This is a genomic window from Sulfuriflexus sp., assembly GCF_032250955.1.
Taxonomy (GTDB): domain Bacteria; phylum Pseudomonadota; class Gammaproteobacteria; order AKS1; family AKS1; genus Sulfuriflexus.
This window is the reverse complement of record NZ_JAVVES010000050.1, coordinates 1-20,985: the sequence shown is the minus strand read 5'-3', so window position 1 is coordinate 20,985 and position 20,985 is coordinate 1. Positions and strand designations below refer to the sequence as shown.

The 20,985-nt window shown below is 57.0% G+C and carries 20 protein-coding genes; 17 read left to right on the top strand and 3 right to left on the bottom strand.

What is annotated here, in order from left to right; all coding sequences use genetic code 11:
- Positions 1–106: 106 nt before the first annotated feature.
- The 13 genes from RQ738_RS09835 to RQ738_RS09775 all read left to right on the top strand — a co-directional run bounded on the left by RQ738_RS09835 (position 107) and on the right by RQ738_RS09775 (position 13,359).
- On the top strand, positions 107–307 hold the full coding sequence (locus RQ738_RS09835; protein ID WP_314164957.1) for a zinc-finger domain-containing protein: 201 nt from the start codon (positions 107–109) through the stop codon (positions 305–307).
- Between the two features lie 53 nt (positions 308–360).
- On the top strand, positions 361–1,383 hold the full coding sequence (waaF, locus tag RQ738_RS09830) for a lipopolysaccharide heptosyltransferase II (RefSeq protein WP_314164956.1): 1,023 nt from the start codon (positions 361–363) through the stop codon (positions 1,381–1,383).
- Positions 1,380–2,432: a glycosyltransferase family 9 protein gene (locus RQ738_RS09825; RefSeq protein ID WP_314164955.1), complete on the top strand. Its 1,053-nt coding sequence runs from the start codon at positions 1,380–1,382 to the stop codon at positions 2,430–2,432. Before waaF ends, RQ738_RS09825 begins: the two co-directional genes overlap by 4 nt.
- Positions 2,429–3,613, top strand: a complete 1,185-nt coding sequence (locus tag RQ738_RS09820; RefSeq protein WP_314164954.1) for a glycosyltransferase family 4 protein — start codon at positions 2,429–2,431, stop codon at positions 3,611–3,613. The genes RQ738_RS09825 and RQ738_RS09820 overlap by 4 nt, the downstream gene beginning before the upstream one ends.
- Positions 3,610–4,473, top strand: coding sequence for a lipopolysaccharide core heptose(I) kinase RfaP (gene rfaP / locus RQ738_RS09815; RefSeq protein WP_314164952.1), 864 nt, complete (start codon positions 3,610–3,612; stop codon positions 4,471–4,473). The genes RQ738_RS09820 and rfaP overlap by 4 nt, the downstream gene beginning before the upstream one ends.
- A gap of 36 nt (positions 4,474–4,509) precedes the next feature.
- Positions 4,510–5,190, top strand: coding sequence for a class I SAM-dependent methyltransferase (locus tag RQ738_RS09810; RefSeq protein ID WP_314164951.1), 681 nt, complete (start codon positions 4,510–4,512; stop codon positions 5,188–5,190).
- A complete protein-coding gene (locus tag RQ738_RS09805; protein ID WP_314164950.1) occupies positions 5,160–5,975 on the top strand; it encodes a lipopolysaccharide kinase InaA family protein in 816 nt (271 codons plus the stop codon). Before RQ738_RS09810 ends, RQ738_RS09805 begins: the two co-directional genes overlap by 31 nt.
- 1 nt (position 5,976) lies before the next feature.
- Positions 5,977–7,434, top strand: coding sequence for a lipopolysaccharide kinase InaA family protein (locus RQ738_RS09800; protein ID WP_314164949.1), 1,458 nt, complete (start codon positions 5,977–5,979; stop codon positions 7,432–7,434).
- 79 nt (positions 7,435–7,513) lie between these two features.
- Positions 7,514–9,244: a carbamoyltransferase gene (locus RQ738_RS09795; protein ID WP_314164948.1), complete on the top strand. Its 1,731-nt coding sequence runs from the start codon at positions 7,514–7,516 to the stop codon at positions 9,242–9,244.
- 8 nt (positions 9,245–9,252) lie between these two features.
- On the top strand, positions 9,253–10,227 hold the full coding sequence (locus tag RQ738_RS09790) for a glycosyltransferase family 4 protein (RefSeq protein ID WP_314164947.1): 975 nt from the start codon (positions 9,253–9,255) through the stop codon (positions 10,225–10,227).
- Between the two features lie 16 nt (positions 10,228–10,243).
- Positions 10,244–10,975: an FkbM family methyltransferase gene (locus RQ738_RS09785; protein ID WP_314164946.1), complete on the top strand. Its 732-nt coding sequence runs from the start codon at positions 10,244–10,246 to the stop codon at positions 10,973–10,975.
- Positions 10,976–11,014: 39 nt separating this feature from the next.
- Entirely contained in the window at positions 11,015–11,740 is a 726-nt protein-coding gene (locus tag RQ738_RS09780) for a class I SAM-dependent methyltransferase (protein WP_314164945.1), read from the top strand.
- A 74-nt stretch (positions 11,741–11,814) separates the two neighbouring features.
- Positions 11,815–13,359, top strand: a complete 1,545-nt coding sequence (locus tag RQ738_RS09775) for a hypothetical protein (protein WP_314164944.1) — start codon at positions 11,815–11,817, stop codon at positions 13,357–13,359.
- Positions 13,360–13,597: 238 nt separating this feature from the next.
- Here the strand turns inward: RQ738_RS09775 and RQ738_RS09770 are convergent, their stop codons facing one another.
- The 3 genes from RQ738_RS09770 to lpxL all read right to left on the bottom strand — a co-directional run bounded on the left by RQ738_RS09770 (position 13,598) and on the right by lpxL (position 16,444).
- Positions 13,598–14,410 (bottom strand): glycosyltransferase family 2 protein, encoded by an 813-nt coding sequence (locus RQ738_RS09770; RefSeq protein ID WP_314164942.1) that lies wholly within the window; start codon positions 14,408–14,410, stop codon positions 13,598–13,600.
- 244 nt (positions 14,411–14,654) lie between these two features.
- Positions 14,655–15,482, bottom strand: a complete 828-nt coding sequence (locus RQ738_RS09765) for a lipopolysaccharide kinase InaA family protein (protein WP_314164941.1) — start codon at positions 15,480–15,482, stop codon at positions 14,655–14,657.
- Positions 15,479–16,444 (bottom strand): LpxL/LpxP family Kdo(2)-lipid IV(A) lauroyl/palmitoleoyl acyltransferase, encoded by a 966-nt coding sequence (lpxL, locus tag RQ738_RS09760; protein WP_314164936.1) that lies wholly within the window; start codon positions 16,442–16,444, stop codon positions 15,479–15,481. Before lpxL ends, RQ738_RS09765 begins: the two co-directional genes overlap by 4 nt.
- Before the next feature lie 153 nt (positions 16,445–16,597).
- On the opposite strand from lpxL, the gene hldE reads away from it, so the two are divergent.
- The 4 genes from hldE (at position 16,598) to RQ738_RS09740 (ending at position 20,873) form a co-directional block, all read left to right on the top strand.
- The gene (gene hldE / locus RQ738_RS09755) at positions 16,598–18,037 is read left to right on the top strand and encodes a bifunctional D-glycero-beta-D-manno-heptose-7-phosphate kinase/D-glycero-beta-D-manno-heptose 1-phosphate adenylyltransferase HldE (protein WP_314164934.1); all 1,440 of its coding nucleotides are present in this window, start codon (positions 16,598–16,600) and stop codon (positions 18,035–18,037) included.
- A gap of 33 nt (positions 18,038–18,070) precedes the next feature.
- Complete coding sequence (gene rfaD, locus RQ738_RS09750; RefSeq protein WP_314164931.1) at positions 18,071–19,015, top strand: ADP-glyceromanno-heptose 6-epimerase; 945 nt, start codon at positions 18,071–18,073, stop codon at positions 19,013–19,015.
- 140 nt (positions 19,016–19,155) lie between these two features.
- Positions 19,156–20,433, top strand: coding sequence for a lipid IV(A) 3-deoxy-D-manno-octulosonic acid transferase (gene waaA / locus RQ738_RS09745; RefSeq protein ID WP_314164927.1), 1,278 nt, complete (start codon positions 19,156–19,158; stop codon positions 20,431–20,433).
- A gap of 71 nt (positions 20,434–20,504) precedes the next feature.
- Positions 20,505–20,873 carry a four helix bundle protein gene (locus RQ738_RS09740; protein ID WP_295537633.1) on the top strand — a complete coding sequence of 123 codons (369 nt, stop codon included), beginning with the start codon at positions 20,505–20,507 and terminating at the stop codon, positions 20,871–20,873.
- The last annotated feature ends 112 nt before the right edge of the window (positions 20,874–20,985 follow it).

The window sequence follows — 20,985 nt, the reverse complement described above, 5'->3', positions numbered from 1 at the left end:
GTGTTATCGAATCTAAATCCCCTCACCCTAACCCTCTCCCGAAGGGAGAGGGAATTAACGGGACAGCAGTGATAAAATATAATAATTGCAGGCCGGAGGAGAGAACATGGCTGAGGCACAAATGAATTCAAACTCAAGCAGGGTGCATACCCGTTACGAAGTGACGCGTGCGGATTTGCCGCTGCACTGCCCGATGCCGGGCCAGTCGTTATGGAACTCCCACCCGCGTGTGTTCCTGCCGATTGAGCAGACCGGTAAGGCCAAGTGCCCCTACTGTGGCGCCGAATACGTACTGAAGGATAAATAAGATACTCACGTTATACGCCGTGGCCAACGCGGGGTCTGACGAGTAGCCGCGCCATGCCTGTTACTCCCGCATCAAAAATCCTGGTTGTCGGCCCGTCCTGGGTCGGTGATATGGTCATGGCCCAAAGCCTGTTCATGACCCTCAAGCAGCAGCACCCCGGTTGCCTGATCGACGTGCTCGCCCCGGCCTGGTCACGCCCCCTGCTGGAACGTATGCCGGAGGTCCATGCCGCCATCGACATGCCGTTCGGGCATGGCGAGTTCGGTTTTGGCAAACGCCGTCGCTTGGGTCGGCAACTGCGCGCGAATAACTACGCACAAGCGATCGTCCTGCCGAACTCGTGGAAGTCAGCGCTGGTGCCGTTCTTTAGCGGCGCCCTCAAACGTACCGGGTATGTCGGTGAGCTGCGTTATGGCCTGCTCAATGATGCACGCAGGCTGGATAAGACCACCCTGACCATGACCGTGCAGCGTTTCTGCGCGCTGGCATATGCCGCGGACGCACCGCAGCCGTCAGCAATACCGACACCGGTTTTATCGATTTCCGCTGCCGGGGTCGATAGAGCCTTGAACAAACATGGCCTGGATAAAGAAAAACCGATCCTCGTCCTTTGCCCCGGCGCCGAGTACGGCCCGGCCAAGCGCTGGCCGGAAGAATATTATGCCGAGGTGGCATGCTACTGGCTGGCCAAAGGCGGTCAGGTCTGGTTGTTCGGTTCGAACAAGGACGAGTCGGTCACGGCAGCAATCAATACGCAGACCGATAACCGCTGCGTGGACCTTGCCGGCCGCACCTCGCTGGGTGAGGCGATCGATCTCATGTCGCTGGCGACACACGTGGTCAGTAACGACTCCGGCCTCATGCACGTGGCAGCCAGCCTGGGCCGCTCGCTGGTCGCTATATACGGCTCTTCGGACCCGGGCTTTACGCCGCCACTGAACGAACAGGCGCAGGTGCTACGCCTGGGTCTGGATTGCAGCCCGTGTTTTAAACGCGAATGCCCGCTTGGTCACCTGAAGTGCCTGAAAGACCTGCTGCCGCAACAAGTCATTGCCGCCCTGGAGCAGGCCTCGTGAAGCCGGCGTTAAAGGATATCCGCCGCATAGTCGTGTTGCGCCTGTCGGCGCTTGGGGATGTGTGCATGGTGGTGCCCGCAATCCGCACCCTGCAACATGCCCTGCCGCAGGCGCGGATCACCTGGATCATTTCCCGCCCGGCCTATGATCTGGTCGAGGGCATGGACGGCGTCGAGTTCATCGTCATCGACAAGCCACGCGGCATCGCTGATTACCTGGCTCTGCGCAAGCGGCTCAAGCAGGAACGCTTCGATGTATTGCTGGCCATGCAGGCGGCGTGGCGCACCAATCTGATCTACCCGTTTATCCACGCGCCGTTGAAGATCGGTTTCGATGCCCGGCGTGCCCGCGACAGGCAGGCCTGGTTTACCAACGCGGCGATCCCCTTTGCCCGTGAACATCTGATGGACAGCTTCCTTGCCTTTGCGAAGTCGCTGGGCATCGAAGAGACCATGATCGACTGGCGCCTGCCGATTGGCGATGCCGAGCGCGACTGGGCGCGGCAGCAACTGGTGGGTGGCACGGGCCGCGTGGTGATCGTGAACCCGGCGGCGAGTAAACCCGAACGCAACTGGCCGGTCGAACGCTACGCCAGTGTCATCACCCATCTGCAGGAAAAGGGCGCCCGGGTCATCCTTACCGGCGGCACGCATCCGGTCGAAGTGGCCCTGATCAAAGCGATTGAAGAACAGCTGGTGAACCCGGTAAAGAACCTCGCCAGCCAGACCAGCCCGAAGCAGCTGGCCGCCTTGCTTGAAGTGGCCGACTGCGTGCTGGCACCGGATACCGGCCCGGTCCACATGGCCGTCGCCGTGGGCACGCCCGTCGTCGGCCTGTATGCCGTGGCCCCGTCCTGGTTATCGGGGCCGTACCGGCAGCGCGAGTATGTGATTGATCACTTTGACCAGGCCGTGCGTGAGATTTTGGGCAAGGATCCGGAAACCATCGAGTGGGGCACACGCGTACACGATGCGCGGGCCATGCAATTGATTACGGTCGATGAAGTCCTCGAACACCTCAGTGCCGTGCTCGAGGGGCCGGGTTCATGAACGACCCCATGAAAAAAGAGGTGCGTTACAAACTGGCCTTCGCCGTGTCGCTGTTTTTTGAATACGGTGGCATGCAACGCAGCCTGCTGCGTATCGCGCAGGAGTGCGCGCGCCGGGGCCACGAGGTACACATCTTTACCGGCGGCTGGATTGGCGAACGTGATGACAGTATCCACGTGCACGAACTCGACACGCGCGCGCTGACCAATGTGCGCAGTAACGATATCCTCGCGCGCAAGCTGGCCGACGCGGTAAAACGCGATGGCGGCTTTGATGCCGTGATCGGCTTTACCAAGATCCCGGGCCTGGATGTCTACTACGCCGGTGACCCCTGTTATGTCGAGCGGGTTCGCCAGAGCCGTCCGTGGTGGTATCGCTTTACCCCGCGCTACCGTGGCTTCCGTCGCCAGGAGGCCGCCGTCTTTGACAAGGGTCTCGACACCGAGTTGATGCTGATCGCCCACGGCGAGCAGCAATACTTTGTGCAGTATTACGGCACCGAAGCGGCGCGTTTCCACCTGCTGCCACCGGGGATCAACAAGGCACGCTTTGAGCACCAGCCCTTGCCGGAAGACCTTGCCGGCTTACGCGCCGAGCTCGGCGTCGCCGCGCAGGAAAAGATGTTGTTACTGGTCGGGGCCCGTTTCAAGACCAAGGGACTGGACCGGGCCCTCGAGGCCGTCGCTGCCTTGCCCGAGGCGCAGCGCGAACAGGTGCGCCTCGTGGTCGTCGGCGGCGACAAGCAGGGCCCCTATCGCAAGCAGGCCGGGCAGCTCGGCATCCTGGACCGTGTGGTGTTTACCGGCGCGCGCGAGGACCTGGTGCGCTTTTATCATGCCGCCGACCTGCTCGTGCACCCGCCCTACAGCGAGAACACGGGCACGATCCTGATCGAGGCCATGCTCTGCTCGCTGCCGATCCTGGTCACGGCCAATTGCGGCTTCGCCTACCATGTGCGGGATGCCGACGCCGGCAGGGTCTGCCCGGAACCGTTCAGCCAGTCACAGTTTAACCGGCTGTTAAGTGAGATGATTGCCAGCGATAAACTCGCGCAGTGGGCCGCGAACGGGCCGCGGTATTGTGAGCAGACCGATTTGTACAGCCTGATTGAGCGCGCCGCCGATGTCATTATTACGCGTGCCCAAAGAAATGCCGCAAGGGACCACCGGGAGACGGCATGACTTATCTGCGCGATGACCTGAAGGTGCTGTTCCCGGAACGCACGGTCGAGGATTTCCTCGCCATCGACGGCGAAACCGTCAAGCAGGAGGTGGCCTCGCGGCGCACCTATCGTTTCGAGCGCGGTGGCCAGGCCTTTTATATGAAGGCCCATTTCGGGGTCGGCTGGGGCGAGATATTCAAGAACCTGCTGCAGTTGAAACGGCCCGTGCTCGGCGCGGAAAACGAATGGCGGGCCATCCGCCGCTTTGAGCAGCCCGGGGTAGGCATTGAGACCATGCGCCTGGCCGCCTGCGGCAAGCAGGGCTGGAACCCGGCCCGGCAGCGGTCATTCATCATGACTGATGCGTTGGATGACACGGTCGACCTCGAGCACTGGCTACCCGAACTGGAACAGTGGCCAGACCGGGGCGAACGTCTGCGCCTGAAACGGGCCATCATTCGTCGGCTCGGTGACATCGGCTGCCGCCTGCACGGTAACGGCATGAACCACCGCGATTTTTACCTGTGCCACTTCCGGCTGGACATGAGCAAGGCCGCGCCGCTGCCGGACGCGGATGACCTGCATATCTACCTGATGGACCTGCACCGGGTCGAGCAGCGCGACAGGCTGCCCGAGCGCTGGGCGGTGAAGGATATCGCCGGCCTGCTGTATTCGGCCCTGTTCGACAGCAAGGGCATTGTCCTGCACCGAAGTGATATGATCCGCTTCATCGAGGCGTATACAGGGCAAAACTGGCGCGAGGCGCTGGTCAGCCGTCAGGACTTCTGGCGGAAGGTGTTAGCGCGCATTATGCGCACCTATCGAAAAGACAAGGGCAAGACAGCCCCATTACCGGCCTGCCTGCAGCATATGGTATGACAGCAATGCCTGAAGGGATTGCCAACGAGGAACAGCATGAGCGAAACAAACAAAGACGTGCCTGAACTGGAGTTCTCCGGGAAATATACGGATGAACATGCGCACGCGTATTTTCATAAACACACAGATGGCTTCTGGCGAAACCTGTCGAACAAACGCGAAATCAGTATCGCCCGCAAGGCACTGAAGATCGCCGGCCACCCGCGCACGGTACTCGACCTTCCTTCCGGCACGGGCCGCTTCTGGGAAATGCTCGCCGAAGACAAGGGCCGCCAGCTATATGCGGCTGACTATAACCAGAGCATGCTCGATGTTGCCATGGCCGAGCGGCCGGCAACGATTACGAGCCGTATTGAAACCTTCCAGGCCTCGGCCTTCGACATCCCGAAACCGGACAACTTTGTCGAGTGCATTTTCAGCATGCGCCTGCTGCATCACATCGGTGAGCATGAAGACCGCATGAAGATGTTGCGCGAGTTTCATCGCGTCACGTCTGATAGCGTGATCGTATCACTGTGGGTGGATGGCAACGTCAAGGCACGCAAGCGCGCGAAGCTCGAACAACGTCGAAAACACAAGGCCTACCAGAATCGTTTTGTCCAGCCGCGCGAGAGTATCGAGGCGGAAATGCGCGAGGCCGGTTTCGAGATCGTCGACCATGTGGATTTTCTCAAGTACTACGCCATGTGGCGTATCTACGTACTCCGCAAGCGTTAAGCGGCTTGATGCAGGATTACCTGGCGGACAACTGGCAAGAGACACTCGCCAATAATGGCCTGATGTCTTTTACGGACTGGTGGCAGAAAGATGTCGACTGGTTTGAAGAACCGAATGTCCGTCGTGGCGGCTGGAGTGGTGTGAGTCGCCTGGAGCTTACCGGTGCAGATGGCACCAGTCGTGTTGTGTTTCTGAAACGGCAGGAAAACCACGTCACGCACACATGGCGGCATCCGTTGCGCGGCATGCCCACCTTTGTCCGCGAAATGAAAAATATTCATGCCCTGCAACAAGGGCATGTGCCCGCACTGGTGCCGGTCTACTTTGCAACGCGAAATGTTGATGGCGCCCGGCGCGCGATCCTCGTCACCGAGGCGCTCGACGGCTTTGTGCCGCTGGATGAGATCGAACTGCAGGCACTCACCGGCTCACAGCGCAGGGAATTAATCGCGCAGGTTGCAGAGGTGCTGGCACGCCTGCATGCGCGACACTTACAGCATAATTGCCTGTACCCGAAACACCTGTTTGTGAAGCCGCGCGAAGCGGGTTTCGAGGTGCGCCTGATTGATCTTGAAAAAACCAGGCACTGCCTGTTCAAGGACAGCGCCATGTTTCGTGACCTTGATACCCTCAACCGGCACGCACACGGCTTCAGCCGGGCAGACCGCCTGCGGTTTCTGACGTCGTATCTCAATACCGGCACCCGGGATCCGAAGCTGCGAAAGCTGTGGCGCAGGCTCGCGCAAAGGGCCGGGGAAAAGCAGCAGCGAAAGGCCGGCAACTGACATGCAGGATGCCGCAGACATCTGGCAGTCGGGGTACACACCAGCGGTCCCCTTCACGATTAACCTGCCACAAGGCGAGGTCATCATTTGTGAGGCAGTCGTGCGCGCCATGCCGGGCAGGCGTTATGTCTGCCGGGGCAGGTGGGGTGCGCGCACAGTCTTTATAAAGTTATTCTCAACGGGTTCACGGGCGAAACGGGAATGGCAGTATGAGCAGCGTGGCATCGCGGTTCTGAAGGAGAAGGCGATTCCTGCACCGGCTTTGCTCCTGAGTACGAGCCTGCCCGAGCCTGCCGCGCACCTGCTGGTCTATGCCGCGCTCGAAAGACCGGTAAGCAGTCGTGAACGTTGGGAAGGCGCAGACGTTGCCGGTCGCCGGCAGCTGGTTGGTGAACTGGTCGACGTGCTGGCCGCGCACCACGCTGCCGGCCTGCGACAACAAGACCTGCACATGCAAAATTTTATTTACAGTGATTCGGTGTTGTACACACTGGATGCCGCGGATATAGAGGTCAATCCGGCAGCAGTGAACAAGCGGGCCTCGCTGGATAATCTTGCCGCGCTGTTTGCCCTGCTCGGGCCTGAATATGATGCATGGGTGAATATGTTCTACCCGCGCTATGCCGGGCAGCGTGGCTGGCAGGTATCGGAGACAGATAGCGAAAGCCTGCAGTCGATGATCAGGCAGCAGCGCCGTTACAAGCAACGCAAGTTCCTCGACAAAATCTTCCGCAATTGCACGGCCTTCGCCGCCGGGCAAACCTGGCGACGTTTTCATGTCTATGACCGGCAGCAGGATGATGCCCTGTTTCGTGATCTGGTGCATGACCCGGATCACCTGCCGTTGACGGCCCGGCGCAGCATGATAAAAGCCGGTAATACCTGCACGGTGACATCGGTCCGGTTTGGCCAGCAGCAGCTGGTGAGTAAACGCTATAACATCAAGAGTATCTGGCATGGCCTGGGGCGCGCCTGGCGGCCCACGCGGGCCGCGCAATCATGGCGGAGTGCGCATCGCCTGCTTATGCACGGTATCGCCACGGCCAGGCCGTTGGCCTTGATCGAAAACCGTTTCGGGCCGCTGCGCGGCACGGCATGGTTTATCATGCAGGCGGTCGACGGACCGAGTGCCCATGTCTTCTTTCGTGACCCGGCGGTGGACAGGGCAGCGCGACGCGCCATCGCCGGCCAGTTTGCCGATGTATTGAATATTATGCGGCGCGAGAAAATCAGTCACGGCGACATGAAGGCGACCAATTTTGTCATCAGTGACGGCCGGCTGGTGGTGCTGGATCTGGATGCCCTGCGCCTGCACCGCGACAAGGTCGCTTTCGAGCGCGCCTTTCGCCGTGATCTGCGCCGTTTTTTCCGCAACTGGCACGAATTACCGGAGGTGGCGGCGCTGTTCCGTGAGTGCCTGACGGCGGCCGGCCTGCAGGATTACCTGCCGGGAGAATAAATGGCTAAATTATCAGGACATTTTGCTGTATTATGCCGGTCTTATTTGAGCGTTTTTTGCAGCACAAACAGGCACTAACATGATTATCCTTGGTATATCCGGCGCAGTATTTCATGATGCCTCCGCGGCATTATTCATCGATGGCAAGCTTGTGGCCGCTGCCGAGGAAGAGCGTTTCATCCGTGACAAGCACGCCAAGGGTCGTTTCCCTGTAGAGGCCTCACGATTTTGTCTTGAGCAGGCCGGCATCCGGCCGGATGAAGTTGATATCGTCGCCATGCCTTACGCCCCGATTGGTTTGCTTAGCCCGGCCCGCTGGCATTATGCGATGCGTCACTGGTATGCACCGGATCGTGCCCTGACCGCCATCTTCAATGGTAAACGGCGTTACCGTCGTAATGTGCGCATGGCACACGACATGATGCGGGAGATCGGTCTTGACCCGCGTCATGTGCGGCTGGTGCCGGTCGAGCACCACATGACCCATGCCAGTAGTGCCTACCACCTGAGTGACTTCAAGGAAAAGACCGCGATCGTGACGATCGATGGCAAAGGCGAATACGCGACGACCATGTTTGGTTATGCCGAGAACGGCAAGATTCACAAGATTAAGGAATTCTACGACCCGGATTCACTTGGTGGCCTGTATGGCGCACTGACCGAGTACCTGGGTTTCGAGATGCTCGACGGCGAGTTCAAGGTAATGGGCATGGCGCCGTATGGCGATCCGACGCGCTTTGATTTTTCCCGTCTGATCGATTTTGATGGCAAGAGCTTCAGGATAAATACCGACTACGCCAACGTGGTAGGCCTGCGCCGTTACAAGGATGACGGCAAGAGCTATTACTTTACCCAAAAGCTGATTGACTGGCTGGGGCCGAAACGCGAGGGGGACGAGATTGATGACCCCTATATTGATTACGCCGCAAGTATTCAGGCCCTGCTTGAAGAAGTCGCACTGAAACTGATTGATTACTATGTTGGTGACATCATTCGGGAGACCGGCAAGATCTGTTATGCCGGCGGTGTGGCGCTGAACGTAAAACTCAACCAGCGCATTATTGCGATGCCAGGGGTGAAAGAGCTGTTTGTGCAACCGGCGGCGAATGATGCCGGTACCTCAATCGGCGCGGCCTCGTTCGTGGCAGCAAAGATGGGCGAAACGATCGAGCCTATGCGGCATGCTTATCTTGGCCCGGCCTATACTAACGAGCAATGCATCGAGGCCTGCAAGCAACACGAAAGGAAGCCTGAATGGGTCATGTTGGAAGAGGCGCCGGTGCACGCCGCGAAGTTGTTGGCAGAGGGTAACCCGATTGCCTGGTTCCAGGGCCGTATGGAGTTTGGTCCGCGCGCACTCGGTAACCGCAGTATCCTTGGTGACCCCAGTCATGCCGGCGTCGCCGATCGCATTAACGCGCAGATCAAATACCGCGAGCGCTGGCGGCCGTTTTGCCCGAGTATGCTGGATCGTGTCGCCCCTGAAATCCTGCAAACCGATCACCCGTCACCGTATATGACCTTCACCTTTGATGTCGCCGAGGCATGGAAGGCGCGTATCCCGGAAGTCGTGCACGAAGATGGCACCGCACGTGCCCAGGTCGTCACCAAAGAGACCAACCCACGTTATTACCAGCTGATCGAAGAACTGGAAAAGCATACCGGCAACGGCGTGGTACTGAATACCTCCCTGAACCGCCGTGGTGAACCGATGGTCTGTAGCCCGAAGGATGCGCTGGACATGTTTTATGGTTCTGACCTGCAGTACCTGATCATGGAAGACATCATGATCACCAAGCAGGGCATTTAAAAAACACCATGAAGGTGCTGGTTATCATCAGTCGTGATCAAGACAAGGCCAGTACGCGGTTTCGTTTCGTGCAGTACGAGGCAATGCTCGCCGCGCGCGACATCAGCCTTGATTATGTGCGCCGCGATGCGATCGATGCCGGGGTTCTGCAACGCATCCCGGATTATGATGTGGTGATTAACCAGAAATGCCTGATGCGCAAGTCGCTGGCGGCGAAGGTGATCGCATCCAGCAGACGTCTCATCTTCGACATGGATGACGCGATCTGGACCCGGCCCGGCCGCCCGCACTCCTGGTTTACGGCCTGGCGGGTGAAGGCCCGCCTCAGGCAATGGCTGCAGGCGGCCGATGCCGTCACGGCGGCGAATGCTTACCTGGCCGATTATGCCCGCCGGTTTTCGGGGCGTGTACAGGTCATCCACATGGCGCTGGATACCACGCACTGGCAGCCGGTTGAAAAAGAACAACGTAACAAGGTCGTGATGGGCTGGGCCGGTTCGCCGGCCACGCTGAAAAACCTGGAGCACATCGGCCCGCAGTTATGTGAACTGCTGAAGGCCAAGCCGGCATTAAAACTGGCCGTCTACAGCGGCAAACGGCCGACACTGGATTGCGAGTTTGAGTACACGCCGTTTGCACCCGGCACCGAGGCGGCCTTTGTGCAGCAGCTGGACATCGGTTTGTTACCCTTACCCGGGGATGATGCCTTCACCCGCGGCAAGTCGCCGATCAAGGCCCTGCAATACCTGGCCTGTGGCCTGCCGGTAGTGGCACAGGTGCGAGGCGCCACCGCCGAGATTCTGGATGCCTCAAACAGTCTGCAGGTAAACACGGACGCGGACTGGTGCAGTGCCATCGAGACCCTGCTGGCAGACAAGGCTCTGCGTGACCGGCTGGGCAAGGCGGGTCGAGAGTTTGTTTTGCGCGAGCATAATATGCAAGCCACGGTCGAGCAGATTGCCGCCGTCTTGCGCGGTAAATAATAAACAGGAAAAGGACATGGCAAAACTATTCTGGTCACTGATGCGAAAAACCGCATTCAAGAACAAGGGTAACCTGGTAAGCCTGGATGATCACTACCAGGTCATGGCCGGGTTGCTGAAGCATCAGCAGGTCAGCGGTATCCTCGATGCCGGCGCAAGCACAGGTCGCATTACCGGCAAGTTTCTGAAGGTCTTTCCGAAGGCCCGGGCCTATGCCTTTGAACCCCAGCCTATGTATCGCGAACGCTTGACCCGGCTGGCCGAGCAGGATTCGCGCATCCAGCCCCAGTTTCTTGCTCTTGGCGAGAAGCAGGGCAGTCTCGAACTGCAAATCACCAGATCGGCGGGTTGCACCTCCCTGTTCAAGCCCAGTGCCCGCATGCAGGCCATGTACCCCGACGAGGCCGCCGTAAAAGAAACCGCCAGAGTCGATGTTGTCACGATAGATGAGTGGCGTGCAGAGCAGGGCAACCCGGGTATCGAGGTCATGAAATTTGATATCCAGGGGGGCGAGCTTGCCGCCCTGCGCGGCGCGCCGCAAACCCTGCGTGACTCAACCCTGCTTGTCTATACCGAGCTTCTCTTTAACCCGCTTTATGAAGGGGGTGCCCTGTATAGCGAGATCGACCTCTGCCTGCGGGAAGCCGGCTTCATGTTGTATAATTTGTACAAACCCAAAACCGATAAAAATGGCATGTTGATGTGGTCAAATGCGATCTTTGTGCATGCCGAGCGACTGGGTTTGTAATCAAGCCAACGTCGTCAAACTTAAAATACTGGTAACGATATGTTGAAACACTGGTTTTATAACTTGCTCTCGGCAAGACACCTCAAGAACGGCTTAAAACGCCTGCGGGAACTAGAGCGCAAGATCCTCTCGCGCGAGGCGCGCTTTGCCATCCCGTTCGCCTATCGAGGCAAGGGCTATTACCGGATTATTGAACCGCGCCAGAACCCCTATGAGATTGAATCGCTCTACAAGGCCGTCTGCGAGCTGGAAGCCAAGCGCATCCTGGAAATCGGTACGGCGCGCGGCGGCACCTTGTATCTGTGGGCGCAGGCCGCAGCCGAGGACGCCACGCTGGTAAGCGTTGATCTGCCAGGCGGGGAGTTTGGTGGTGCCTATCCTGCCTGTCGTGTGCCTTTCTACCGTGCCTTTGCCCGTGAGAAGCAGACCATGCATCTGCTGCGCACAGACTCACACAAGGCAGAGACGCTCGAAGAAGTTAAAGCACATTTTGGCGGGCATGAGATCGATTTCGCCTTTATCGACGGCGACCACACCTACGAAGGCGTCAAGCAGGACTTCGAGATGTACGGCTCACTGGTGCGGCCGGGTGGCCTGATTGCCTTCCACGATATTCTGCCACGCCCGGACATGCCGGATATCCAGGTGGATAAGTTCTGGCAAGAGATAAAAGAAAAATATGAGGCCGTTGAATTTATTGGCGCAGAAGGTTCAGGCCGCCGCATTGGCATAGGCCTGCTGCACGTTGGTAGTGAAGGTATTTGAGCAACAACATAAAATAATAATCTTACTGGCCAAGGTAATATTAATAGCCAGTTGCAGGATGCAGGAATGAGGGTATGCAGGCAATAGTACGACTTCTTGATCGTGATCATGCGTGGTCAGCGGTATTTTTTGGGTTCCTGATATCCATTGTAGTCATCTATAATGATGAGGTCATAAATTCAGATGGTATCCTTTACCTTGAATCCGCCCGCTTATTCCTGGAGCAGGGATGGGCGGCGGGCTTTAACAAATTCCACTGGCCCTTTTTCTCCTTATTAATACTCGTTGTCAGCAAGGCGCTGTTTATTAGCCTGGAACACGCTGCATACGTTCTTAATGCCTGTTTGCTGGGCCTGCTCGCGTTTACTTTCGTGCGTTGTGCGCAGGAGCTGGGTGGCGACAGGAAAGTCACCCTGGCGGCAGCGATTCTGTTTCTCACCAGTGTTTCCCTGAACGAATACCGGGATCTGATCGTAAGGGATTTCGGTTACCTGGCGTTTTCGTTTTCTGCCCTGTGGCTGCTGCTCAGGTTTAACCGCACCAGGCTTCCGCGCCATGCTGTCCTTGCCGGCGTGGCGTTGATCTGCGCGACCCTTTTCAGGATCGAGGGCATCGTCTTCATCGGACTGGCCCCGCTGGCCCTGTTTTTCACCAAGGACAATTTCGGTAACCGATTGAAGAATGCGCTACTCGTGTGGCTGCCGGCCATTTTGCTTTTAGTCATAGCGATGCTGTTCCTGCCTTTATTTGTCGATAGTGAGCAATTGACTACCAATAAGCTGACGGAGTCAGTGGTCTTGCTGGACATGCTTCAGCAGGGCATCGTTGAAGGGATTAGCGCAAAGGCAGAATTGTTGAAAAGCGAGGTGCTGCCCTATTACTCCCGCAACATTGCTACCCAGGGCGTTATCGCCATTATTGTTACCATCATTCTGGAGCAGGTGTTTTCAACGACCGGTGTGGTGGTTACCGCGCTGCTAATCTGGGGGCTGTACAAAAAGAATATTCAGAACCAGGTAATCAATGCCTCTTTCCCGCTGTGGATGATCGCTATAAATCTGTTTATTATCACAGGTTTTGTGATCGCGCAGTTTTTTATTGCTGGCCGTTATGTGCTCTATCTTGCACTACTGCTAATCCTGTTCGCCTCTTTCCCACTTGCCCGCATACTGTTTAGAGAAACGGCGAATAAGGCCATGGCCCCGGTCGGCGGCAAACTGAGAACACTGCTGATCATAGTGCTTGCCTATATGCTGGCAGACGGCATGGTCTCATTGAGCAGTGACAAGGCCTATATACGCGATGCCGCAAGGTGGCTGGAAACGAACGCGCAAGGCGCCCGTATCCTCTCTAACCAGGAGCACATGTATTATTACACCGGCAGATACATACCCTGGAATGAGATGGCAGTGCTCGACATGCCGGCAAGACTTTCGCAAATCCCCGAAATCGAAGAGAGTGGTCTGTATAGATATAATTATGACTATATCGTGATAAAAATTCGCTACAAGCAAAACGGTTTTGAAGACGAGGTTGTCAGCTGGGTCGGTAGTCAGCCGGTTTACCGCACGGAAAATGAGCGTGGTGACAGGATTCTAATCTTTAAAAACGGGAATTAAAACGATAGTCATGAATTGACGGACCCGGAGGGCGTTCCCGGAACAAGCTACCTTAGAACCCTTTTCCGATCAGGCCGAACGACATGGTAAGTCATAAGCATATGCAAAATATCAAGATTATTTCCGGAAAAAACTTAACGCATATTAAATTGTATAACTATATTAGAGTATAAGACTGATCCAGAAGTTCATGCAGGGCTATATGCCAGGTGTGTAATACCTTGCTTGTGACTGCGTGTCATTTATCAAGATGGTCATCCTGAAGCAGTTCCTGTGTCTTTAATTTATTAAATATCCTGCGCATTCTGCTTATTCCCTTGTTTCTGTTGTATTGACGGATATTGAATTCCTCATTGAGAAACATGGTGGCATGATTAAGATGTACCATGTAGTGAATGAGTTCTTCTGAAGGGATAAAAAGCATATCGTGGCCATGTTCGACGAGCATCTTGTGCATGACTTTTCCCGCCGTGTCATTCCCCTGTGAGAACTTCAGGTCATACTTTCGGATGAGGTCGGTGCGGTACAAGGCACAATGGCTACGCAGATACAGGAAATTATCCCCTTTACCCTCGAGCTTACCGTAGCCTTTGCCGACCAGAGGAAAATAAAAGCTTTGCCACTTGTATTCGATGCGCTTGAGCAGACGTTTTACCCATGGTTTGACCTCGAGCTTCCAGGAGCCGACCCCGGCGAGATTCTTGTCTGATTTGATTTTATCAATCAGGAAATCCAGCCAATCATCACGACGGACAAAGGTATCCGTGTGCATGGACAATACATAGGGCGTTGTAACCCTTTCCATAGCTTCATCAAGGGCATGCGAATGAGATAATGATGGTGTTTCGTCGTCTCGTTTCGGACGCTCGATCAGCTCAATCCAGCTTAAGGATCTCAGGTACTCCAGTGATTCGTCACCGGAGTCGTTATCGATGGCAATAACATGGATTCGTGAGGTGTCTGTGTGCTTGCGCAAGAGGCGAAGACAGATTTTCGTGATCTCAGGCGTTTTGTAATTTGGCAGCAGAATGGTGACTTCGGGACTGGGCATGTTAATGCTCAATTTGTATCAAATCGTTTGTTAAAGGTTGAAAGACCTGAATACTATATCAGATTAAACAATTGGTTAGATTATATTCATATGAGTATGTATAAGTCTAATGTATACCCTTGATTCCGGTCTCCGTCGAAATGCCGAGATTCTGAAATAAGCCTTAAGTAAGTGACGCTCGAGCCTGACATTATTGTGCGTCAAAGGCGATGCGGTAGTTATTTTCAGCCTTAATGAGAAATAATTATTTTGGCAGCTCGTAGTCATGAGCAACAGGCCGTCGATCCAGATAGCTCTTCACCTCGTAAAAGAGCTTTTTCACATCTTTTTTGCCGGCCTGTGGACCAAGGTAGGCATGTAGCCAGCGGAGTCGTTGTTTAATACTCAGGTAATGCGCGGCGAGCCGACCGAGGCGGCCGAGATCAATAATCACAGAGCGCCGTTTGCGCAGCCGCACCCGCGCCGCGCGCGGGCAGTCGATCCAGATCGGATGCCAGCCATCGGCATCATGGCGCAATAAAATATTCTTCCACTTCAAATCGTGATGAAAGAATCCTGCCGCATGCATGCGGCTGACCTGCGTGCACAGGCGTTCGGCAATCTGCTTGTATGTCTCAGTGCGCGCCGGTTCCGGCATGACAGACCATTGATCCCGCGCGAATTGCACAAGATTGATCGTGGCAGGTATTTCCTTCGTCACAATGAAGGCCGCCAGCAGGTTGCCATACCGGCGCTGTTCACCGTAAGCCACTACTCGCGGGACCTCCATGTCGTGCTGGCGCATCACGTTATAGCCAAAGACCTCGATGGCGGCCTTGCTCGGTAACATCCAGAATTGTGGCCGTGGCCGGGCATAGACATAACGTTTGAAATAGCCAACCTCAGCATTTGCCAGTTCAACGCGAAAACAGTTGGTAATCGGCGAGCCACCGGAAACGAAATCCCCCGGGCATAACCGGCTCCAGTCCTTGCCCCTGGCGATACCGGCTTTTTCCAGTGGCGCTTGCCAGTCACGGGCATACCAGATCTTTTCACCGTGAAATAAATGGGCGCGGCGACGAGTCGGGATCACGGTTCGGCCCGTTTGCGCCGCTGGCGGCGTTTGCGCTTCGGGTAGGGACGGGCTTCACCCGCGGGGCGGGTTTTGAAACGGCGGTGCACCCACAGGTACTGTTCGGGCTGACGCAGAATTTCTGCCTCAATGATTTTATTAATGCGCGTGGCATCGGCGATATCGTCACCGCTCGGGAAATGCTCCAGTGCCGGTTGCAGGCGCAGCACATAACCGCTGCCATCCGGCAGGCGTTGCGGGAAGAACGGCACCACGGGTGCACCACTGATCCTGGCAAAGCGGGCCGTGGCCGTAATCATGGCGGCAGGCACACCAAAGAACGGGGCAAACACGCTGTGCTTGCGGCCATAGTCCTGGTCCGGCGCATACCACACCGGCATGCCGGCCTTCAGGCTGCCGATAATGCGGCGGATATCCTGGCGCTCGTGGGCACGCTCAAAGTTGTTCTCACGGCGTGAACGCATCACCGCCTCGAACAACGGGTTACGATGCTCGCGGTACATGACGTGAAAGGGAACATGCAGGGCCAGCAGGCGACCACCGAGTTCGAGACTGGTGAAGTGGGCACTGAGCAGGATGGCGCCCTTGCCTGCTTGCAGGGCGGCCTCGAGGTGTTCCAGCCCCTCGACGTGCTGGAGTCGTTGCAGCCGCCTGGCCGGTGTCCACCAGGCCATGGCTGTTTCGATGGTGCCCTTGCCGAGCGAGTCAAAGTGACGGCGCAGTAACTGTGCGCGCTCCGCCGCGGTTTTTTCAGGGAAACACAACTCGAGGTTGATAGCGGCGATGCGTCGCCGCGCCGGGATGAAGTGATACATCAACCAGCCGAGCAGGCTGCCGAGTGCCATCTGCACGCGGTACGGCAGCTGGGCTATCAGCCACATCATGCCCAGGCCCACCCATAGGAGCCAGTAGGACGGGTGCAGGTAGCGCGTGGGCTGGAATGAGGGTTTTTGTTGTTTCACTGTTATCAGGTCGGTTCGATTTGTAAAACGTATGATTCTAGGCGGCTTGCGGCAGCATGACAAATCGTGCCACGGGTCGCTCTTCGCTCCGGAGGCTGTGTTATTATAGGCGCAAATTATCAATGGCGACCTGTATTTACAGCCAATATGTCCATGAACCCGAAAGTTAGTCTGCCTGATTTCTCCCGCGCGCATGTGCTTGTCATCGGTGACATCATGCTGGATCGCTACTGGCATGGCGAGACCTCGCGTATTTCACCCGAGGCCCCGGTGCCGGTGGTGCGTGTTGCCGATGCCGAAGAGCGCCCCGGCGGCGCGGCCAACGTTGCCCTGAACATCGTTGCCCTCGGCGCGAGCGTGACCTTGCTGGGTGTGACCGGCAACGACGAGCCCGCCGATACCCTGCAGCAACGCCTCGAGGAAGCCGGGGTCGAGTGCCACTTCCTGCGCCTCGGCGGGCAGCCGACCATCACCAAGCTGCGCGTGCTGAGTCGCCACCAGCAGCTGATTCGCCTCGATTTCGAGGACGGCTTCGCCGAATACAACCCCGAAGACCTGTTGCTGCAGTTCCGTACCTACCTCGCCGATGCCGATGTGGTGCTGCTCTCCGACTATGGCAAGGGCACCCTGCGCGGCGCCCCGGCCCTGATCGAGAACGCCCGCACGGCCGGCAAGCCGGTGCTCGTCGACCCGAAGGGCGCGGATTTTGAACGTTATTACGGCGCGAGTCTGATCACACCGAACCTGGCCGAGTTTGAAGGCGTGGTCGGCCACTGTGCCGATGACATCGACCTGGTCGAACGTGGCGAGGCCCTGTGCCGACGCCTCGCCCTCGAGAGCCTGCTGGTCACGCGCAGCGACAAGGGCATGAGCCTGCTACGCCCGGCCAAACCGCCCGTACACCTGCCCACCCATGCCCGCGAGGTCTATGACGTCACCGGTGCAGGTGACACGGTCATCGCCGGCCTGGCCGCGAGCATGGCCGCCGGACAGAGCGCCGAACAGGCCATGGCGATCGCCAACCTTGCGGCCGGTATCGTGGTCGGCAAGCTCGGCACGGCCACGGCCAGTGTCGCCGAGATCCGTCGCGCCCTGCAGAGCCAGCAGGCGGGCGACCGTGGCAGCATGGATGAAGACAGCCTGCTGCAGGTTATCGAGGATGCCCACGCGCATGGCGAGAGGATCGTCATGACCAATGGCTGCTTCGACATCCTGCATGCCGGCCATGTCGGTTATCTCGAGGCGGCCCGCAAGCTCGGCGACCGCCTCATTGTCGCCGTCAATGACGATGACTCGGTGCGCCGCCTCAAGGGTGAAGACCGGCCCATCAACCCGCTCGAACAGCGCATGGCCGTGCTTGCCGGGCTGGGGTGCGTCGACTGGGTCGTGCCGTTTGGCGAAGACACCCCCGAGCGCCTGATCTGCAAGCTCCTGCCAGACCTGCTGGTCAAGGGCGGCGACTACCGTGCCGAAGACATTGCCGGTGGCCCATGTGTGCAGGACAACGGCGGGGAAGTCATCGTGCTCGATTATGAAGAGGGTGTCTCGACCACGCGTATCGTCGAGGCCATTCGCGGGCATGGCAGTGAATGAACCCGGCTGAATCAAACTTGCGGAGTAAATAACGTGTATATCGTCACAGGTGGAGCCGGCTTTATCGGCAGCAATATCGTCAAGGCCTTGAACAAACGTGGCATCCGCGACATTATCGTCGTCGATGACCTCAGTGACGGCACCAAGTTCGTCAACATCGCCGATTGCGAGATCTACGACTACTTCGACAAGGATGACTTCATCAGCCGTGCCGGTGACGGCGACAACTTCGGCTTTGACATCCAGGGCGTGTTTCACGAAGGCGCCTGTTCCTCGACCACCGAATGGGACGGCCGCTACATGATGCTCGAGAACTACGAGTACTCCAAGCGCCTGCTGCATTACTGCATGCTGCAGAACTGCCCGTTCATCTATGCCTCCTCGGCGTCCGTGTATGGCGGTGGCAGCGTGTTTGTCGAAGACCGCGCCAACGAGGCGCCGCTGAACATGTACGGCTATTCCAAGTTCCAGTTTGATCAATATGTACGCCGTCACATAGACACGGCACGCATCCAGATCGCCGGCTTTCGTTACTTCAATGTCTACGGCCCGCGCGAACAGCACAAGGGCACGATGTCGAGTGTTGCCTTCCATCTCAACACGCAGCTCCTCAAGGGCGAGAACCCGAAGCTCTTCGAGGGCATCGACGGCTATGAAGACGGTGGCCAGCAGCGTGATTTTATCTATATTGATGATGTCGTGGATGTAAACCTGTGGTTCCTCGATAACCCGCAGGTGAAAGGCATCTTCAACGTCGGCACCGGCCGCGCCCAGAGTTTCCGCGAGGTGGCCGAGGCCGCCATCAAGTATCACGGCCGGGGCGAGATCGAATACATCCCCTTCCCGGATCATCTGCGCGGCCGCTACCAGAGCTTTACCCAGGCCGACATCAGCAAGCTACGCGCCGCAGGTTACGACAAACCCTTCAAGACCGTTGAAGAAGGAGTTGAGGCGTACCTGGCGGTACTTAATCGATGATTGGAAAGAGATTGATGATTGCGGAATGATGATTGATGATCGAAAAACCAGCGCCTTAATTAACAATTTGCATGGCTTTCAAAACATGTGTTTGTTTTTAACATTCATCATTCATCAATCATAATTCATCAATCCAACTTATGTCTCGATACATATACAGCGCAATTCTCTACCTGCTTTCGCCATTATTCATCGTCTACCTCCTTTGGCGTAGTCGCCGTGCGCCTGCTTACCGCGAGCGTTGGGCGGAACGCTTTGGCTTTTATGAACTGAAACCGGAGCAACAACCGATCTGGATCCATGCCGTCTCGGTTGGTGAGGCGCAGGCTGCGGTGTCGCTTATCGAGAAACTGCGCGAACGTTATCCCGAACACCCGGTGTTGATCACCACCACCACGCCGACCGGTTCGGCGCGCGTGCGCGAGACACTCGGCGATGCTGTCATGCACGTGTATGCACCCTATGACTTGCCGTTTGCGGTCACGCGCTTCCTCAACCGGATGCAGCCGATCATGGCGATCATCATGGAAACCGAGATCTGGCCGAACACCTTCCACCACTGCGCGCAGCGCAACATCCCGGTTATCCTCGCCAACGCCCGGATGTCGGCACGTTCCGCGGCCGGCTACCGCAAGCTGGGCAAATTCATGCAGGGCGTGATGAGCCGCATCGATGTGGTTGCCGCGCAGTCTCAGGATGATGCCGCGCGCCTCATTGGCCTCGGTGTCAGGCCCGGGCACATGCACATCATCGGCAGCGTCAAGTTTGATGTGCATGTCCCGGCAAGCCTGAAGGAACAGGCCGCCGTGTTGCGCCGGGACTGGGGTGTTGGCCGCAGTATCTGGATCGCGGCAAGCACCCGCCAGGGTGAAGAGGAATATGTTCTCGACGCCTATGCCCACGTTAAGCATGCCCAGCCCGATGCGCTGCTCGTGCTGGTGCCGCGCCATCCGGAGCGCTTCGCCAGCGTCGCCAACCTGTGCGAGAAACGCGGCTTCAACCTTGTGCGTCGCAGCGAGCACCGCGGCTGTGATGCAGACACGGATATCTATCTTGGTGACAGCATGGGCGAGCTGCCGCTCTTTTACGCCGCCTCCGATATCGCCTTTATCGGCGGCACGCTGGTACCGGCCGGCGGGCAGAACCCGATCGAGGCGGCGGCACTGGGTCTGCCGATCGTCATCGGTCCGAGCTTCTATAACTTTACCGACATCGGCCGCATGCTACGCGAGAGCGATGCCGTGTGTGTTGTCAAGGACAGTGAGCAACTCGCCGCGAGTGTGCTGGACTGCTTCCGCAACCCCAACCTGCGTCACCAGCGCGGCGAAAACGCGCGCGGCGTCGTCGAGCGCAACCGCGGCGCGCTGGACAAACTTTTAAAACTGATTGATGATTGCGGAATGAAAAGACATCGATGAATTCGGATTGATGATCGATGATTGAAAAACCATCACGTATGGATGCGTGATTCACAACAAAGGAGCCAAGGATGGTCGAAGAACACTCCCCAGAAATTATGCGTCGTCGTACACGACGTTTTGCACTCTCAATAATTAAATTATTTAAGACTCTGCCACTTCGTGAAGAGGCAAGAATTCTTGGTCGTCAGATGCTCAGAAGTGGTACTTCCGTGGGTGCGCATTACCACGAAGCCACGCGCTCACGCTCAAGAGCAGAATTTATCAGTAAGCTTGAGGGTGGGCTGCAAGAACTGGATGAAACCGTTTACTGGCTTACGTTGCTAAAAGAAGCAAATGTTATAAATGGACAGTTAGATGGTTTGCTCAATGAGGCTGATGAACTTACCGCTATTCTCGTTGCCTCAGCGAAAACAGCCAAACTCAATAAAAGACAATGATGATTGCAGAATGATGATCGGTGAATATTAAAAGCGGCTCTTCCCCAGATGTGGTGGGTAAGATTTACCGTATAACACCATCAGGATAAAGATCCAGTCCGCCAAGGTGAAA

Coding starts and splice junctions, on each gene's coding strand:
- RQ738_RS09835 (WP_314164957.1), top strand. CDS start 107: ATGGCTGAGGCACAAATGAATTCAAACTCAAGCAGGGTGCATACCCGT.
- waaF (WP_314164956.1), top strand. CDS start 361: ATGCCTGTTACTCCCGCATCAAAAATCCTGGTTGTCGGCCCGTCCTGG.
- RQ738_RS09820 (WP_314164954.1), top strand. CDS start 2,429: ATGAACGACCCCATGAAAAAAGAGGTGCGTTACAAACTGGCCTTCGCC.
- rfaP (WP_314164952.1), top strand. CDS start 3,610: ATGACTTATCTGCGCGATGACCTGAAGGTGCTGTTCCCGGAACGCACG.
- RQ738_RS09810 (WP_314164951.1), top strand. CDS start 4,510: ATGAGCGAAACAAACAAAGACGTGCCTGAACTGGAGTTCTCCGGGAAA.
- RQ738_RS09800 (WP_314164949.1), top strand. CDS start 5,977: ATGCAGGATGCCGCAGACATCTGGCAGTCGGGGTACACACCAGCGGTC.
- RQ738_RS09795 (WP_314164948.1), top strand. CDS start 7,514: ATGATTATCCTTGGTATATCCGGCGCAGTATTTCATGATGCCTCCGCG.
- RQ738_RS09790 (WP_314164947.1), top strand. CDS start 9,253: ATGAAGGTGCTGGTTATCATCAGTCGTGATCAAGACAAGGCCAGTACG.
- RQ738_RS09785 (WP_314164946.1), top strand. CDS start 10,244: ATGGCAAAACTATTCTGGTCACTGATGCGAAAAACCGCATTCAAGAAC.
- RQ738_RS09780 (WP_314164945.1), top strand. CDS start 11,015: ATGTTGAAACACTGGTTTTATAACTTGCTCTCGGCAAGACACCTCAAG.
- RQ738_RS09775 (WP_314164944.1), top strand. CDS start 11,815: ATGCAGGCAATAGTACGACTTCTTGATCGTGATCATGCGTGGTCAGCG.
- RQ738_RS09770 (WP_314164942.1), bottom strand. CDS start 14,410: ATGCCCAGTCCCGAAGTCACCATTCTGCTGCCAAATTACAAAACGCCT.
- hldE (WP_314164934.1), top strand. CDS start 16,598: ATGAACCCGAAAGTTAGTCTGCCTGATTTCTCCCGCGCGCATGTGCTT.
- waaA (WP_314164927.1), top strand. CDS start 19,156: ATGTCTCGATACATATACAGCGCAATTCTCTACCTGCTTTCGCCATTA.
- RQ738_RS09740 (WP_295537633.1), top strand. CDS start 20,505: ATGGTCGAAGAACACTCCCCAGAAATTATGCGTCGTCGTACACGACGT.